The sequence below is a fragment of the Pseudoalteromonas sp. ABV4_021 genome, from assembly GCF_056159365.1.
In genome coordinates, this window is record NZ_JBSWVB010000001.1 from 1,523,984 (window position 1) to 1,539,132 (window position 15,149).

The 15,149-nt window shown below is 39.9% G+C and carries 12 protein-coding genes; 9 read left to right on the top strand and 3 right to left on the bottom strand.

Features of this window, described 5'->3' with window-relative positions; all coding sequences use genetic code 11:
* The first annotated feature begins 45 nt into the window (after positions 1–45).
* The 7 genes from nrdB (at position 46) to ACXAFE_RS07255 (ending at position 7,672) form a co-directional block, all read left to right on the top strand.
* Positions 46–1,176: a class Ia ribonucleoside-diphosphate reductase subunit beta gene (nrdB, locus tag ACXAFE_RS07225; RefSeq protein WP_475150628.1), complete on the top strand. Its 1,131-nt coding sequence runs from the start codon at positions 46–48 to the stop codon at positions 1,174–1,176.
* Positions 1,176–1,439, top strand: a complete 264-nt coding sequence (yfaE, locus tag ACXAFE_RS07230) for a class I ribonucleotide reductase maintenance protein YfaE (protein ID WP_475150630.1) — start codon at positions 1,176–1,178, stop codon at positions 1,437–1,439. The genes nrdB and yfaE overlap by 1 nt, the downstream gene beginning before the upstream one ends.
* 155 nt (positions 1,440–1,594) lie before the next feature.
* Positions 1,595–4,042, top strand: coding sequence for a TonB-dependent receptor (locus ACXAFE_RS07235; RefSeq protein WP_475150632.1), 2,448 nt, complete (start codon positions 1,595–1,597; stop codon positions 4,040–4,042).
* Between the two features lie 108 nt (positions 4,043–4,150).
* Positions 4,151–5,358 (top strand): IS3 family transposase gene (locus tag ACXAFE_RS07240; RefSeq protein ID WP_475150635.1). Its coding sequence is split into 2 segments (ribosomal slippage): positions 4,151–4,499 and positions 4,499–5,358, totalling 1,209 coding nucleotides; the frame shifts between segments, so codons are not numbered across the junction.
* Between the two features lie 209 nt (positions 5,359–5,567).
* Positions 5,568–6,281, top strand: a complete 714-nt coding sequence (locus ACXAFE_RS07245) for a nucleoside-binding protein (RefSeq protein WP_475150637.1) — start codon at positions 5,568–5,570, stop codon at positions 6,279–6,281.
* Between the two features lie 66 nt (positions 6,282–6,347).
* Positions 6,348–6,833: a transposase gene (locus tag ACXAFE_RS07250; protein WP_475150640.1), complete on the top strand. Its 486-nt coding sequence runs from the start codon at positions 6,348–6,350 to the stop codon at positions 6,831–6,833.
* The gene (locus ACXAFE_RS07255) at positions 6,833–7,672 is read left to right on the top strand and encodes an IS3 family transposase (RefSeq protein WP_475150642.1); all 840 of its coding nucleotides are present in this window, start codon (positions 6,833–6,835) and stop codon (positions 7,670–7,672) included. Before ACXAFE_RS07250 ends, ACXAFE_RS07255 begins: the two co-directional genes overlap by 1 nt.
* 63 nt (positions 7,673–7,735) lie before the next feature.
* Here the strand turns inward: ACXAFE_RS07255 and ACXAFE_RS07260 are convergent, their stop codons facing one another.
* Complete coding sequence (locus ACXAFE_RS07260) at positions 7,736–9,430, bottom strand: NAD-dependent malic enzyme (RefSeq protein ID WP_475150644.1); 1,695 nt, start codon at positions 9,428–9,430, stop codon at positions 7,736–7,738.
* Positions 9,431–9,615: 185 nt separating this feature from the next.
* Positions 9,616–11,355, bottom strand: coding sequence for a gamma-glutamyltransferase (gene ggt / locus ACXAFE_RS07265; protein ID WP_475150645.1), 1,740 nt, complete (start codon positions 11,353–11,355; stop codon positions 9,616–9,618).
* 66 nt (positions 11,356–11,421) lie between these two features.
* Between ggt and rrtA the strand changes: the two genes are divergently transcribed.
* On the top strand, positions 11,422–12,012 hold the full coding sequence (gene rrtA, locus ACXAFE_RS07270) for a rhombosortase (RefSeq protein ID WP_475150647.1): 591 nt from the start codon (positions 11,422–11,424) through the stop codon (positions 12,010–12,012).
* 27 nt (positions 12,013–12,039) lie between these two features.
* Here rrtA and ACXAFE_RS07275 read toward each other — a convergent pair whose 3' ends face one another.
* Positions 12,040–14,517: a S9 family peptidase gene (locus ACXAFE_RS07275; RefSeq protein WP_475150651.1), complete on the bottom strand. Its 2,478-nt coding sequence runs from the start codon at positions 14,515–14,517 to the stop codon at positions 12,040–12,042.
* 307 nt (positions 14,518–14,824) lie between these two features.
* On the opposite strand from ACXAFE_RS07275, the gene ACXAFE_RS07280 reads away from it, so the two are divergent.
* The gene (locus ACXAFE_RS07280; RefSeq protein ID WP_475150653.1) at positions 14,825–15,118 is read left to right on the top strand and encodes a hypothetical protein; all 294 of its coding nucleotides are present in this window, start codon (positions 14,825–14,827) and stop codon (positions 15,116–15,118) included.
* Positions 15,119–15,149: the final 31 nt, after the last annotated feature.

Here is a 15,149-nt window from a genome sequence, read left to right on the forward strand (position 1 = left end):
ACACTCTTTGCCCGCTAGTTTGTTTTCTCTAGAGTTAATAATAATATGTCGTATTCAACATTTAGTCGCGAGCATAATGACCAACTAAAAGAACCAATGTTCTTTGGACAAACTGTTAATGTTTCGCGCTATGATCAACAAAAGCACCCTATTTTTGAAAAGCTAATTGAAAAGCAACTTTCGTTCTTCTGGCGTCCAGAAGAAGTTGATGTGAGCAAAGATCGCATCGACTTCGAAGGGTTACCAGAGCACGAAAAGCACATTTTCTTGAGCAACTTAAAATACCAAACACTACTTGATAGTGTACAAGGTCGTTCGCCAAATGTTGCGTTACTCCCTATCGTATCGCTGCCAGAACTAGAAACTTGGATTGAAACGTGGGCATTCAGTGAAACTATTCACAGCCGTTCGTACACCCACATTATTCGCAATGTAACAAAACAGCCAGAACTGATTTTTGACGACATTGTAACGAATGAAAAAATTGCAGAGCGCGCAGAAGAAGTAACGCGTTACTACGATGAACTAATCAGCTTAACGACGATTTACAATCAATACGGTGAAGGCAAACACCAAATAAACGGTGAAGAAGTAAAGATAAACTTATTCGATCTTAAAAAGAAACTGTACCTTTGCATCATGTCAGTAAACATTTTAGAAGCTATTCGCTTCTATGTTAGTTTTGCTTGCTCCTTTGCGTTTGCAGAACGTGAATTGATGGAAGGTAATGCAAAAATCATCAAGCTTATCGCACGTGATGAAGCCCTTCACTTATCAGGTACACAGCATATTCTAAACATTATGCAAGAAGGTGATGACGATCCTGAAATGGCGATTGTTGCAGCGCAATGCCGCGAAGAATCGATTGCAATGTTCACCAAGGCAGCAGAGCAAGAAAAAGAATGGGCAGAATACTTATTCAAAGACGGCTCAATGATTGGTTTAAACAAAGACATTCTTTGCCAATATGTTGAATACATTACAAACGTACGTATGGCAGCCGTTGGCTTACCAACTGTATTTGAAACCAGCTCAAACCCAATTCCTTGGATCAACGCGTGGTTAGTTTCAGATAACGTACAGGTAGCGCCACAAGAAGCTGAAATTAGTTCTTACCTTGTTGGTCAAATTGATTCAGAAGTAAATGCTTCTGACTTTGGTGACTTTGATCTTTAATGAGCAAAGTTACTGTTGTAAATACTGATCAGAGTCTTGAGTTCGACTCTGATCAGCCAAATCTACTTACCTTCTTAGAAAAAAATAAAATTCAAACACAATTTCACTGCCGTGAAGGGTTTTGCGGTGCCTGCCGCTGTAAACTAGTCAGTGGCAAAGTGACCTACCAACAGGAACCGTTGGCATTTGTTCGTAAAGGTGAGATTTTATTGTGTTGCGCCACGCCACTTGAAGATATTGAAATAGACATTCCAAAGTTTTAAATCTGCCTACTCCCCTTTCTGTATTTCACCGTAATAATTTCGTAATTAGAAACAATTAATATATGTAATGATATAACAATTTATTTATTTGTACGTGCGATGATGTTACAGTATCACATAACACGTAATTTTTTAATCTTACTGAAGTATTCGTTATGAAAAAATCTCTCATTAGCTTGGCAGTGCTAAGCGTAGTATTCCCTCTTAGCTCACACGCAGCACAGATTTCAGGACAATTAACTGATAATTCAGGCAAGCCAATTGCTGGTGTCGCAGTGCATGTTCATGGTAAAGAGAAAACCGTTACAACCAATAATGCAGGTCAATATCAAATTGAACTGGATGCTGATAGCCAGCTACATTTCAGTAAAGATGGTTTTCTAGACAAACGCATTAGCGTTAAAAACGAAGCACAAACAATCAGTTTTGTACTAGAAAAATCATCAATTGAAGCGATCACTGTATATGCTTCGGCACTTCACAAAAGTAACCTTGAGATGGCTTCTCCGGTAACAGTGCTTGCGGGAGACGAACTCAAAGATAAATCATCTAATACACTCGGTGAAACCCTTAATAGACTACCGGGTGTTAGCCAAACCTACTTTAGTTCTGTCGCGTCTTCACCTGTTATTCGAGGTTTAGATGGCCCACGTGTACGCGTTATGCAAAATGGTTTAGAAAGTAGTGACGCATCGCGCGTAGGCCCTGACCACGCAAACACCAACGAAACATTAAGCGCAGAACAAATTGAAGTACTGCGAGGCCCTGCAACATTGCTGTATGGTTCAGGCGCAATTGGTGGTGTTGTTAATGTGGTTGATGGCCGCATTCCGACAACTAACTACGAGTCGTTAGAAGGTGCTGTTGAATATAAACACGATACCGTTAACGAAGGCAATACAGCAGCATTTGTACTAAATGGTGGTGATAATGGCTTTAATTTCCATCTAGATGGTTTAAAACGTAAAACTGAAGACACTGAAGTACCAAAGTTTGAAGCGCATCATGAAGAGCACGAAGAAGAACATGAAGGCGAAGACCACGCAGATGAGCATGACGAAGAAGTATTAGACTCAATTGAAAACAGTTTTATTGACACAACTACATTCAATTTAGGCACAAGCTATGTGAACGAACACCTAGTCGTTGGTGTATCTTATGGCAAGATTGAATCAGACTACGGTATTCCAGGTCATTCTCATGCACACCACGACCATGATCATGGACATGAACACGAAGATGAAGACCATGGGCATGAAGATGAACACGAAGAACATGGCGATGTGTTCGCACGATTAGCTCAAGACCGTTATCAAGCGAGTTTCACTTATAGTCTACATGATTCTATGATTGAGCGTTTTGATGTAAAACTTGGTTATACTGATTACCGCCACGCAGAAATTGAAGAAGGCATGGAAGGCACAGTATTTACCAATGAATCGAAAGAGTTGCGTGCAACAGCTGAACATAACCTATTAGGTTGGCACGGTGTTGTAGGTTACCACTATTATGATTCGGATTACGGCGCTGATGGTGCAGAAGCATTTACACCACACAGCGATACAACACAACATGCACTTTTCGTTTTAGAAGAAAAAACGTTCGGTGATTTTCGCATTGAATTGGGTGGTCGTTTTGAAAACACAGAAATCGATGCACCAGAAATTCACCTGGGTCATGACGAACACGAGCATGATGCGCATGGTGATGAAGACCATCACGGTGAAGAATACGCATATGTTGGTGAATTCGATAGCGTAAGCTTATCTGCAGGTACTCTCTGGAATTTCCAAGAAGGTCATTCAGTAGCACTTTCTCTTGGTCATTCAGAGCGAGCGCCAAGTGCGGCTGAGCTACTATCAAATGGTCTACATATTGCGACCAGCACCTATGACCTTGGATTAGGCTATGAAATTGAAGACGGTGAAATTCACTTTGAGCCAGAAAATGTTGAAAGCGAAACATCGAATAATATCGACTTAACACTACGTAAATTCAATGGCGATTTTGGCTATACCATAAACGCTTTTTACAATCAGATTGATAGCTTCTATTTCCAGCAAGATACAGGCTTAGTTATTGATGCGCACCATGACGAAATGCTTTCTATGGATGAGTATTTATCGCATGGTCACGACGAAGATGAAGCGACACGTGTTTTCCAATATCAATATGCAGATGTTGATTTATACGGTATTGAGTTTGATGTTCACTACCAAGTAAATGATCAACTGCTAGTAAAATTAATTGGTGATCATATTCGCAACGATGTTAAAGACTCATCGGAATATTTACCGCGTTTCCCACAAAATAAATTAGGTTTTGAGGCTGAGTATGACTGGCATGCATTGCAAGTAAACTTTGCTGCTACGCATTACTTTGAGCAAGACAAGTTAGGCGCACACGAAACTCACACCGACAGCTACACATTATTTGATGTATCTGCAAAGTATAATCTTGATGTGTTAAACACAGATTCGTTTGTATTTGCGAAAGTACAAAATATTACAGACGAGCTTGCTTTCAGCCATACATCGTTTATTAAAGATATCGCACCATTACCAGGTCGTAACGTACAGTTAGGCCTACGCGTTTATTTCTAATACCCGAGAAAATACCAACAAAAAGGGCGTATTAACACGCCCTTTTTTATTGTCTTGACCTGTCCTAAATACGGTTGACACTTTTCCAGCTTAAATTTGGAGAATGTTATGAAACCTATATCTAAGAGAACTCAAAAAGATTATTCACTTGCCTTTAAATTATCAATTGTGGAAAAAGTAGAAAAAGGCGAGTGTACATACAAACAAGCGCAAGACCACTATGGTATCCAAGGTGCTTCAACAGTTTTAGTTTGGCTTCGTAAGCATGGTCGACTAGATTGGAGTAAGGGAACACCTAATCACATGAGTGAGGCTACCGGTATGTCAGAGCCTAAAGATTTAACACCAGAGCAAAAGATTAAAGCCCTTGAGAAAGAGTTAGAAGATACCAAGTTAAAAGCCGAGTTCTTCGAGAAAATTGTCGATGTGCTTGATAAAGACTTTGGGGTACGTATCACAAAAAAGCAACGCGACAGGTTGTTGAATCAAAAGTCATAGCCAAACTGTCAGTGACCAAGGCGTGTAAGTACTTGGGTATAACACGACAAGCTTATTATAAACGCTGTAAAGTGGCGGTAATAAAAGAGCAGTTTGAGCAACGAGTATTATCGTTCGTAAAGGCACAGCGGATGACTCATCCTCGCATTGGTACCAGAAAGTTACAGTACATAATGCAACAGTCAGAGCTACACATTGGCCGAGACCACTTGTTTGCCTTACTGAGAGTAAACCGCTTATTAGTGCTAACTAAGCGCGCCTATCACCGAACAACACAGAGTCTGCATCGATTTTATAAACACCCAAACATCATAAAAGATGGGATTGAATTAACTCGTCCAGAGCAATTATGGGTGGCGGATATCACTTACCTGCCAACGAAAGAATGCGAGTCCTATCTAAGTCTAGTAACAGATGCTTACTCTAGAAAAATAGTGGGTTATAGCCTAAGTGATAATTTAAAAACGAGTTCAGTAAAACAGGCGTTTAAACAAGCGTTAAAAAATAGAAAAGTCACTTCACCTCTTATCCATCATTCAGATAGAGGTATTCAATATTGCTCACATGAATACCAACGCATACACGAAGAATATGGCATAACGTGCTCAATGACAGATGGATATGACTGCTACCAAAATGCCTTGGCGGAACGCGTAAACGGTATACTGAAAAACGAGTATTTACTGACAAAGCCTAATAACTTGGAAGAAGCTGCGAAAATGGTGAAACAATCCATTGATATCTATAATCAAAGAAGGCCACACACGGCTTTAAAATACAAAACGCCCGATGAAGTGCATCGAGCGTTTAAATATTAAAAGTGTCAACCCATGCTAGGATGGGTCATCTACCTATATTAACATACCGAGAAATCATCAATATAAACGTCATCAAACGGCATGTTGCCATATCACAAAGGGTTATTGTTTAACCTGTTAGCCGCTAAATCAATGATAGTTATCTGAAACATTCCTACAATCTGCTAAAATTCTAATAAATTTATAATAAAACCCTACCCGAGGCTTTTGTGAAAAAAACAACACACCTTGTATCACTTGCAGCACTTTGTCTTACAACAACGGTTTCTGCAAAAACACATTTCTCTGACTTTAGTGTGAGTTACTTAAACGGTAATAACTACGATGTGGGCGACAACAAAAAACAAATCGTAACACTAGAGCACTTTGCGGTTACAAGCTGGGGAGACAACTTTACTTTTGTTGACCGTTTGGAATCTGATAATGGTGATAAAGAAACCTATGGCGAATTTTCGCCACGCTTTAAAGTCACCGAGTTTGAAAACAATCCCGTTAAAACGCTTTACGTTGCCACTACAATTGAGTATGGCACATTTTCATCCCATGATGGTTTTGGTTCAAGCTTAACAAACTACTTATACGGCGTAGGTGCTGGGTTTGATGTGCCCTACTTTGATTTCTTCAATGTAAACCTCTACTACCGCAACAATGAACATGGTGATAATAATTACCAAACAACCGTTACATGGGGTTTACCAATTGGTCCGCTTTATTATGATGGTTTTATTGATTATGCAACAAGCAGAGACAACAGTGACGCACAGATGAATTTCACGTCGCAGTTAAAATATGATGTTGCCCCACATTTAAATATCGATTCAAAATTATACCTAGGTATCGAATACGTTTATTGGCTTGATAAATTTGGTATACGTGGTGTTGACGAAAACAATGTCAATTTGCTAGTTAAATATCATTTTTAAACTAAAAAGCCCGCAACTTGAAGTGACCCCCAATAGTTGGACATTCCAATTACTGGGGGTCTTTTTATGTCTACATACAGTAGAGAGTTCAAACTAGAAGTAGCAGCTCAAGCCAATACCAAAGGTTCACGTCTGCTTTCAAAACAATTCAATGTTAGTTCACGGCAAATTCGGTATTGGTGTTTAGTGTTTCGTCTTCATGGCAAAGATGCTTTTTTGCATAAGCAAAAACCTTACATAAAAGAAGCTCGCCTAGCGATGATTCAACGAATGAAACGGGAAGGATGGTCTTTAACTTACACTAGTGCCTTTTTTGACTTGTCTTCTCCCGGCATGTTATCCGAATGGTTTTGCGCTTATAATTCGGGAAAATTAACTCACTTGAAACCACTCAGAGCAAACATGCGCAAGCCTGCCAAAGCTAAAAACTCGAAAGAAATGACTGAAAAAGAACTAAGAGAAGAGCTTGAGTACCTCAGAGCGGAGAATGCTGTCTTAAAAAAGTGGAATGCCTTGGCTCAGGAAAAACCAACAACGAAAAAGCAAAAGTAGTGAGTGAGCTAAAGGCTAAATTTAAACTATCGCATTTACTCAAGGCCAGTGAGCTACCGAAAAGCGTTTACTATTACCATCGTAACAAAGGCGATAGTCACGACAAATATGATGCGATAAAGCAGCAAATAAAGTCTATATTCCATGCTCACAAAGGACGGTATGGTTACAGGCGAATAACGTCAACATTACGCAACTCGGGTACGCTCATTAACCATAAAACCGTTCAACGCTTGATGCAGCAATTGTCACTGCAATCGACTGTGAGGCCGAAGCGTTATAAGTCTTATAGGGGCGCACTAGGTAAGCATATCGACAATACGCTTAACAGAGATTTTAATGCGGTGAAACCAAATCAAAAATGGGTAACCGATATTACAGAATTTAAGGTAGCTAACCAGCGTGTCTATCTGTCACCAATCATTGACCTGTTTAATCAAGAAGTTGTTAGTTATGAGGTTGGAACCTCACCGAGGTTAAGTCTAGTTACTGATACATTAAATAAGGCTATTAAGTTGTTAGCATGGCATGAGCGACCGCTCATTCATTCTGATCAAGGTTGGCAATATCAACATCAGTTGACCAGAAAAATCATTGCAGATAACAGCTTAACACAAAGTATGTCCCGTAAAGGAAACTGCTTAGACAATGCCGTTGCAGAAAACTTCTTCGGTATATTGAAAACGGAAATGTATCACGGTTATGAGTACAAAAGCGCAACCGAGCTGGAAAATGCCATTAAAGAATATATAGAATATTACAATCACAAACGAATTAAGCTGAAACTAAAAGGCCTGAGTCCGATAGAGTATCGAAATCAGGCCTTGGTAGCCGCTTAGAAATGAGTCCAACTTAATGGGGTAACTTCAATATGCAGGGCTTTTTATTATCACACGATAAACTTAAATGCTTACGCGCTTATAATCACGATATTCAGGTAACCAATAGTTCTTTTCAATTAGACTCGCTAATTTTTCGTCTGAAATCTCAAGCGCCACGCCTTGTTCTATGGCTTTTTTCGCAACGTTAAACGCAATCTTTTTAGAAAGCGATTCAACTTTGGTTAGCGGCGGTAACAAGCTACCTTCACCTGTATTTGCTCTTGGCGATTCTGCGGCAAGGGTTTCACTCGCTATCATCAGCATTTCGTCAGTAATACGCTTGGCACCCACTGCAACTACACCTAGGCCAATGCCTGGGAAAATATAGCTATTGTTACATTGTGGAATAATGTGCTCTTTGCCATTAAAGGTAACCGGTTCAAATGGGCTACCCGTTGCCACAATTGCCTCACCGTTGGTCCACGCAATCACGTCTTCAGGCATTGCTTCAACTTGTTTGATTGGGTTACTTAAAGGGAAAATAATTGGCTGCTGACTACCTTGGTGCATTGCCTTAATTACCTGCTCAGTAAATAGCCCTGGTTGACCCGATACACCAATTAAAATATTTGGTTTTGCGCAGTTCATTACATCAAGCAAGGATGCATAATCGCCGCTGTAATTCCAATCGCTAATGGCGTCTTTTTTCTGAGTTAATACTTGTTGGAAGTCACGTAAATCGCCCATACCTTCAGTTAATAAACCAAAACGATCAACCATGAAGATTTGCGAACGTGCCTGCGCTTCACTAATACCTTCACTTACCATTTGCGCAATAATTTGCTCAGCTATACCGCAGCCTGCAGAACCAGCGCCAACAAATACCACTTTTTGTGAAGATAGCGCTTCACCTTTAACACGACACGCCGCTAATAATGAACCTACGGTAACCGAAGCCGTGCCTTGAATATCATCGTTAAAGCTACAAATGCGGTCGCGGTAACGTTGTAATAACGGCATTGCGTTTGGCTGTGCAAAGTCTTCAAACTGCAACATAACATTTGGCCAACGACGTTTAACTGCATTAATAAATAGCTCTAAAAACTCGTCGTATTGTTCTTGCGAAATACGCTTATGACGACGACCCATATACATAGGATCATCCAGTAGCGCTTGGTTATTGGTACCCACATCAAGCATTACCGGTAATGTATACGCTGGGCTAATGCCGCCCACTGCGGTATAAAGTGATAATTTACCAATAGGAATACCCATACCGCCAATACCTTGGTCACCTAAACCAAGAATACGCTCACCGTCAGTAACTACGATTACTTTTACTTTACCTTTGGTGGCGTTACGTAAAATATCGTCGATACTGTGGCGGTCTTCATACGAAATAAATAAACCGCGGTGTTTACGATAAATATCAGAAAAACGCTCACACGCTTCACCTACCGTTGGGGTATAAATAATTGGCATCATTTCTTCTAAGTGATCACGTACCAAGCGGAAGAACAAGGTCTCGTTAGTGTCGTGAATGGCACGTAAATAAATGTGCTTATTTAAGTTGTTGGTGAAGCTTTTGTACTGCTGATAACAACGCTCAACTTGTTCTTCGATTGATTCAAAAATTGGCGGCAATAAACCCGCTAAGTTAAACTGTTCGCGTTCGCGCTGGCTAAAAGCACTGCCTTTATTTAATAGCGGTGTTTCAATTAGCGTCGGCCCAGCATAAGGGATGTACAAGTAATTTTTATGTGTGTGTTCTGTCATTGTATTCTTGGTGGTGTGTTGTAATAGCTTTAATTATTAGACTAAAGTTTAAAAATGCAAAACTATAAGATAAATAACGAATAATTGAAAACATTATCTAAGTAGCAATACATTAAAGCAATGATTCTTGCCTTAAATTAACCAAGTTTAACGTATTGCTATCAATCTATTTACTTTGCCTCAGGTTATTGTCCGAGTGCAATGCCTTCACGGCGCGGATCCGCAGCACCGATAAGTTTATTACCCTCAATCATTACCGCGTGAATACCCGAATTTAAATCGCGAATAACGACTTTGTGACCGCGTGCTTCAAGCGCTGCTTTATAACGTGTTACATCACTTCCTTTTTCAAGTGTCGTCACACGGTTACGGTTAGTAATATTGGCAAGCGCAATCGCCTGTTGTGGCGTTAAACCAAAATCAAGCACACCAACAATTGCTTTGGCTACATAGTTGATAATGCGTGAACCACCCGGCGACCCAATAACCATTTTTAAACTACCGTCATGATTAAACACCATAACCGGCGACATTGAAGAACGCGGACGCTTATTTGGCTCAACACGATTAGCCACAGGTTTACCGTCAATCTTAGGATTAAACGTAAAATCAGTAAGTTGGTTATTAAGCAGGTAACCATTCACCATTAACGCGGAGCCAAAACCCATTTCAATTGATGTTGTCATTGAAACCGCATTACCCGAGCTATCAACAATTGACACATGTGACGTTGATGGTTGCTCGTAATTAACCTGCGCGACAGACCAATCTTGTGCAAATTCGCCAGGTAACGCCATGCCCATGTCTTTGTCATTAATTAGTTTACTACGCTCTTGTAGATAGTTTTTATCCAACATTTGCGCAACAGGTACGTCGATAAAGTCTGGATCAGCAATATAGTGGTCACGATCCGCAAACGCTAAGCGTGATGCCTGAGTAAATGCATGAATTGATTCAAGTTCCCACGATGTATTAAGTGGTGCTTTAGTGTTTTCAAGTAATGCCATAATTTGCAGTACCGTAATGCCACCGGAACTCGGCGGCGCCATAGAGCACACTTTATATGTTCTATACGGTGCACATACTGGATTTCGCTCAACACTTTTATAATTGGCTAAGTCTTGAAGGCTGATTTTGCCTGGCGCAATGGATGAATTTGTTACAGTTTCAACAAGTTGCTTTGCATTTTCACCTTGATAAAACGCGTCGATGCCGTTTTTAGCAATCGCTTTATATAAGTTCGCTAGCTTTACATTCGTTTTAACTGTGCCTGCTTTGAGTGCCTCGCCATTTGGCATAAAATAATCTTTAGTGTCGTCAATTAAAGCAACTCCAGGGTTTATTTGCAGACTCACCAATTTTTCAAGTCGCGGTGATACCACAAAGCCATCTTGCGCCAATTTTATAGCATCAGTAAATAATGTATGCCATGGCAATTTACCATAACGACTGTGCGCATTTTTTAGCGCAGCTAACGCCCCTGGCACTCCCACTGAACGTCCACCTACTACCGCATTAATCCAGCGAATTGGTTTGCCATTTTCATCTAAAAACAAAGATTCACTCGCATTCGCTGGCGCAGTTTCACGTCCATCAAAGCTGGTTAAATGACTATTGGCTTTATCGTAATGCATCATAAACAACCCACCGCCAATACCAGACGATTGAGGTTCTACTAATGTGAGTACTAATTGCACTGCAATTGCGGCATCAACGGCGCTGCCACCATTAGCCAAAATTGCGTGACCTGCTTTTACCGCATAGGGGTTAGCAGCCGCAACCATAAACTTATCAGCAACAACTTGTTGTTTTTTAGTAAAGCCGGTATTTGCTTCTGGTTCACCAACAATTGTGGCGCCAACATTGAATGATAATAAGCTCGATGCGATAAGTATTTGTGAGAGAGTCTGTTTTAATGTTTTCATAATTAAGCAAATCTATTATTTGTGATAATCTTACAGACATTTGATATTGATTAACACAGATAGCGAATGTTAAATCTTCCAACCGATAAACGTTATATCACTGCCCCGCTTGTTCTGATTTTTGCCGCGATAATTATTTTTGCAACGCCGCTCAGTGAATTATTTGAATATAACCGAAGCTTATTTTCACATGGTGAATACTGGCGACTTATTACTGCTCATTTTAGTCACTCAAATAGCTACCATTTAATGTTAAACCTAGCAGGCGTTGCGCTCATCTGGGCGTTACACGGAGAATATTATGATGTGAGGAAATACTCATTGGCACTTCTGTTACTTGCGCTCTACACTGGCGGTGGGCTTTATATTTTTTATCCTGAAAATACACTTTATAATGGGTTAAGTGGTGTTTTACATGGTTTAATCATTGTTGGTGCGTTAATTGACTGCCAAAAAGGTCTGAAAACGGGTTATCTTTTGTTTGTTGGTGTTTGGTTAAAAATCGCTTGGGAGCAATATGCTGGCCCAAGTGCTGAATTAGGACAACTAATTAACGCACGGGTAGCAACTGAAGCACACTTGATTGGCGCAATATCCGGCATATTTGTTTATGCGAAATTAAACCGTCACGCACTTCGCGAAAATATCATCCAATAAAAAAGGCCGCTGTGCGGCCTTTTTCAATTATAAGTTTTGTTCAAATAATTTATAAATACGACGGTACTCATCTAACCACGAAGAAGGTTGTTTAAAGCCATGTGGCTCAACCGGATAAATTGCTGTTTCGTAGTTTTCTTTTTCAAGTTCAATAAAACGCTGCACTAAGCGCACTACGTCTTGGAAGAATACATTGTCATCAATCATTGGCGCATTAATTAACAATGGTTTTTCTAACCCTTCAGCAAAATAAATCGGCGAGCTGCGCTTATAGGCAATTGGATCTACATCTGGATGGTTCAAAATGTTCGATGTATACGGATTATTGTAATATGCCCAGTCAGATACAGGGCGAAGTGCGGCACCCGCTTGGAACAATTCTGGACGGGTTAACAATGCCATAAAGGTCATAAAGCCGCCATATGAGCCACCATATGTACCAACGCGCTGATCATTAACATTCGCATTTTCAGTCATCCATTTTACACCATCGGCTAAATCTTCAATTTCAGGCTTACCCATATGGCGGTAAATCGCGGTACGCCAATCGCGTCCATAGCCTTTAGATGCACGGTAATCCATGTCCATTACCACATAACCTTGCTCTGCAAGGAATGAGTGGAACATAAATTCACGGAAATAGCCTGACCAACCTAGATGTGAATTTTGTAGATAACCTGCACCGTGGTTAAAGATAACAGCTTTGCGTGCTTTACCTGTTTCACCTTCTTTGTAATCACGTGGGTAATACACTTTTGCATAAATAGGCTGCTCAGTATGGCTTGACGGAACGGCTACAATTTTTGGCGCAACAAGCTGTGTATTTAGGAACTTATCCGATACGGTATTGGTTAAGCGCGTTACTGTATCACCATCAACATTAGTTACGTATAACTCTGGTGGTAATGCCAATTTAGAGTGCGTTAACAATAGTTTAGATTCATCCGGGCTAAGCTGGTAATCCGTCATGCCGTTTAAATCGGTTTGAGCAACGCTTTCACCCGTTGTCAGATCTAACTTGTAGATTTCGTAAATGCCAGGGTGTTTTTTGTTTGCTTTATAAAAAATTGACTGGCTATTACGAGCTTGTGTTAATTCTGATACCACAAACTGACCACTTGTTAGCTGCTTTGCTTTCCCCGCAAGCGCTTTTGTATAAATATGGCTATAACCAGATTCCTCAGATAAATAATACAGCGTATCTGGTTGTTGATTTAACCAACCAAAATTATTGTACGTATAGTTAACCCAGGCTTTATCGTGTAAGCGATGTTGCGAAACCAGTTTATTACTTGCAAAGTCTACAGTTGCAATCCAACGGTCTTTATTATCAAACGCTTCAAGCATCACAGCCACTTGTGAACCATCGCTATTCCACTGAATTGCATTTTGTGACCAACCCCAGTCCATCATTAAATTGATATGACGAGGTGTGTTTTCTGATTTGTATGTTTTACCTTGTGCTTTTGCGTTTTCGGCTTTTACACTAGCTAATACGTCTTCATCAAACCCAGGCAATGTGTCGAATGGTAGGCTTGTTTGGGTATTTTCAGTGAGGTCAATCATTACCAACTCAGAGCCAGATGGCTTGGTGTCAGCAACACGACGCCTTACTTTTTCAGCTACAATTTCACCATTTTGACCAATGTAGTTTGGCATAATATCGCCATCATCACGCCACGGTGAACTTTTAGTAACAACCGTAATGATTTTGTCGCCTGCTGGTGACACTACTGCACTGACAATACGATTACCTTTACCAAGGTAATATGTATCGTTCATAACGCTTTCGTTTTGCGTTTTTAATGACTCGTTGTAAGCGTGTTTATCTTGTTTGTTCTTGTGGGTTAGTGCTACGTAGTCAATGAGTTTATGTTGCTCTTTAGCAATATAACTTGTTGGCTCTTTTACGCCTTCTGGCTTATCAGCAACTTTAAGTGCTGCTATTTGTGAGCGTAGGCCCGTTTCTACATTAATTTTGTAAAAATTATTGTTAACTCGATATGCAAGTTCACCGCTAGTTAAAAACAACAGCTGTGATGCATTATCATCGCTCAAGGTCAGCTGCTTTAATTTACCTGTTGCTTGCTCAACAGCAAAGATATTGCCTTTAAACGTATATGCTACCCACTTGTTATCTTGACTAAAGGTTAATTGTTTCGCACCGAGTGTGTGCAATTTATCAAGCGAAACTAAATCACCATTGCCTTGCTTGTCCAACATACGAGTGTAGGTATCGCGTAATTCGTTACCCGCTTGTTTACGCGCATAATTTACCGACTTAGAATCAAACGACCAAAATGCACGCTCAGGCTGACGACCTAACCAATCTGGGTGCGCCATTGCTTGTTTTAACGTAATGGTTTCTGGGCCTTGGTGAGCCGTTGTTTCAACTACTGGTGAAAATTCGTTAGCAGCTGCGATGGTAGATTGTTCAGTCGTTTTACAACCAGCCAAACTAATACACGCAGTTACAGCAAGAGCAATAATAGATTTATTATACATTGTGTGTTTTTTTGTAATTAAAATTACACTAATTTAACCAAACAATTGGCAATAATAAAACTGCGCTTATCGTTTTATTATGTGATTTTAGCGATTACATTTGTAACAAAAAAAGGCCAACAAGGTGTTGGCCGAATACTCTGCGCTAGCAATTTAGGTCGAAACGAAAAAGTAATTTCTCGTTTCAAAGTAATAGACCGTGCGACTCATCATTTAGTTCAAAATTTATTCAAAAAATTTATTTTAATTTCTCAAATCCGATAGTCATTGACTACCCTTTAACTATATCCAATTTGAATAGCCTGTTATGAGCAAGTTTAGATTACGTATTTATCGCGGACCTGATAAAACAAGTTTAGCTAAATGGCTTAAACAAGATGAACTTGAAAACTGGTCACGCTATCAACACTTTTATTGTGATGGAAACGAGTCAATTATTTCGCTTGATATCGGAAGTTTTTGGCAAACCATGATAAACAATAAACAAAGTCACCATGAGCAATACTTAGAAGGACACGAACGGTTATTGCAAGGTAAATACATTACCAACAACGCAGTACCATTTTATGTTGAAATCGATATTCAATCAGAATTAAATTAAATGGTTTTATCTTTACGCATAATTAAACGCA

Bases quoted from the DNA above. Each gene is read 5' to 3' on its own strand.
- ACXAFE_RS07260 (WP_475150644.1), bottom strand. From the start codon at position 9,430: ATGACAGAACACACACATAAAAATTACTTGTACATCCCTTATGCTGGG.
- ACXAFE_RS07275 (WP_475150651.1), bottom strand. From the start codon at position 14,517: ATGTATAATAAATCTATTATTGCTCTTGCTGTAACTGCGTGTATTAGT.
- nrdB (WP_475150628.1), top strand. From the start codon at position 46: ATGTCGTATTCAACATTTAGTCGCGAGCATAATGACCAACTAAAAGAA.
- ACXAFE_RS07250 (WP_475150640.1), top strand. From the start codon at position 6,348: ATGTCTACATACAGTAGAGAGTTCAAACTAGAAGTAGCAGCTCAAGCC.
- ggt (WP_475150645.1), bottom strand. From the start codon at position 11,355: ATGAAAACATTAAAACAGACTCTCTCACAAATACTTATCGCATCGAGC.
- ACXAFE_RS07235 (WP_475150632.1), top strand. From the start codon at position 1,595: ATGAAAAAATCTCTCATTAGCTTGGCAGTGCTAAGCGTAGTATTCCCT.
- rrtA (WP_475150647.1), top strand. From the start codon at position 11,422: ATGTTAAATCTTCCAACCGATAAACGTTATATCACTGCCCCGCTTGTT.
- yfaE (WP_475150630.1), top strand. From the start codon at position 1,176: ATGAGCAAAGTTACTGTTGTAAATACTGATCAGAGTCTTGAGTTCGAC.
- ACXAFE_RS07280 (WP_475150653.1), top strand. From the start codon at position 14,825: ATGAGCAAGTTTAGATTACGTATTTATCGCGGACCTGATAAAACAAGT.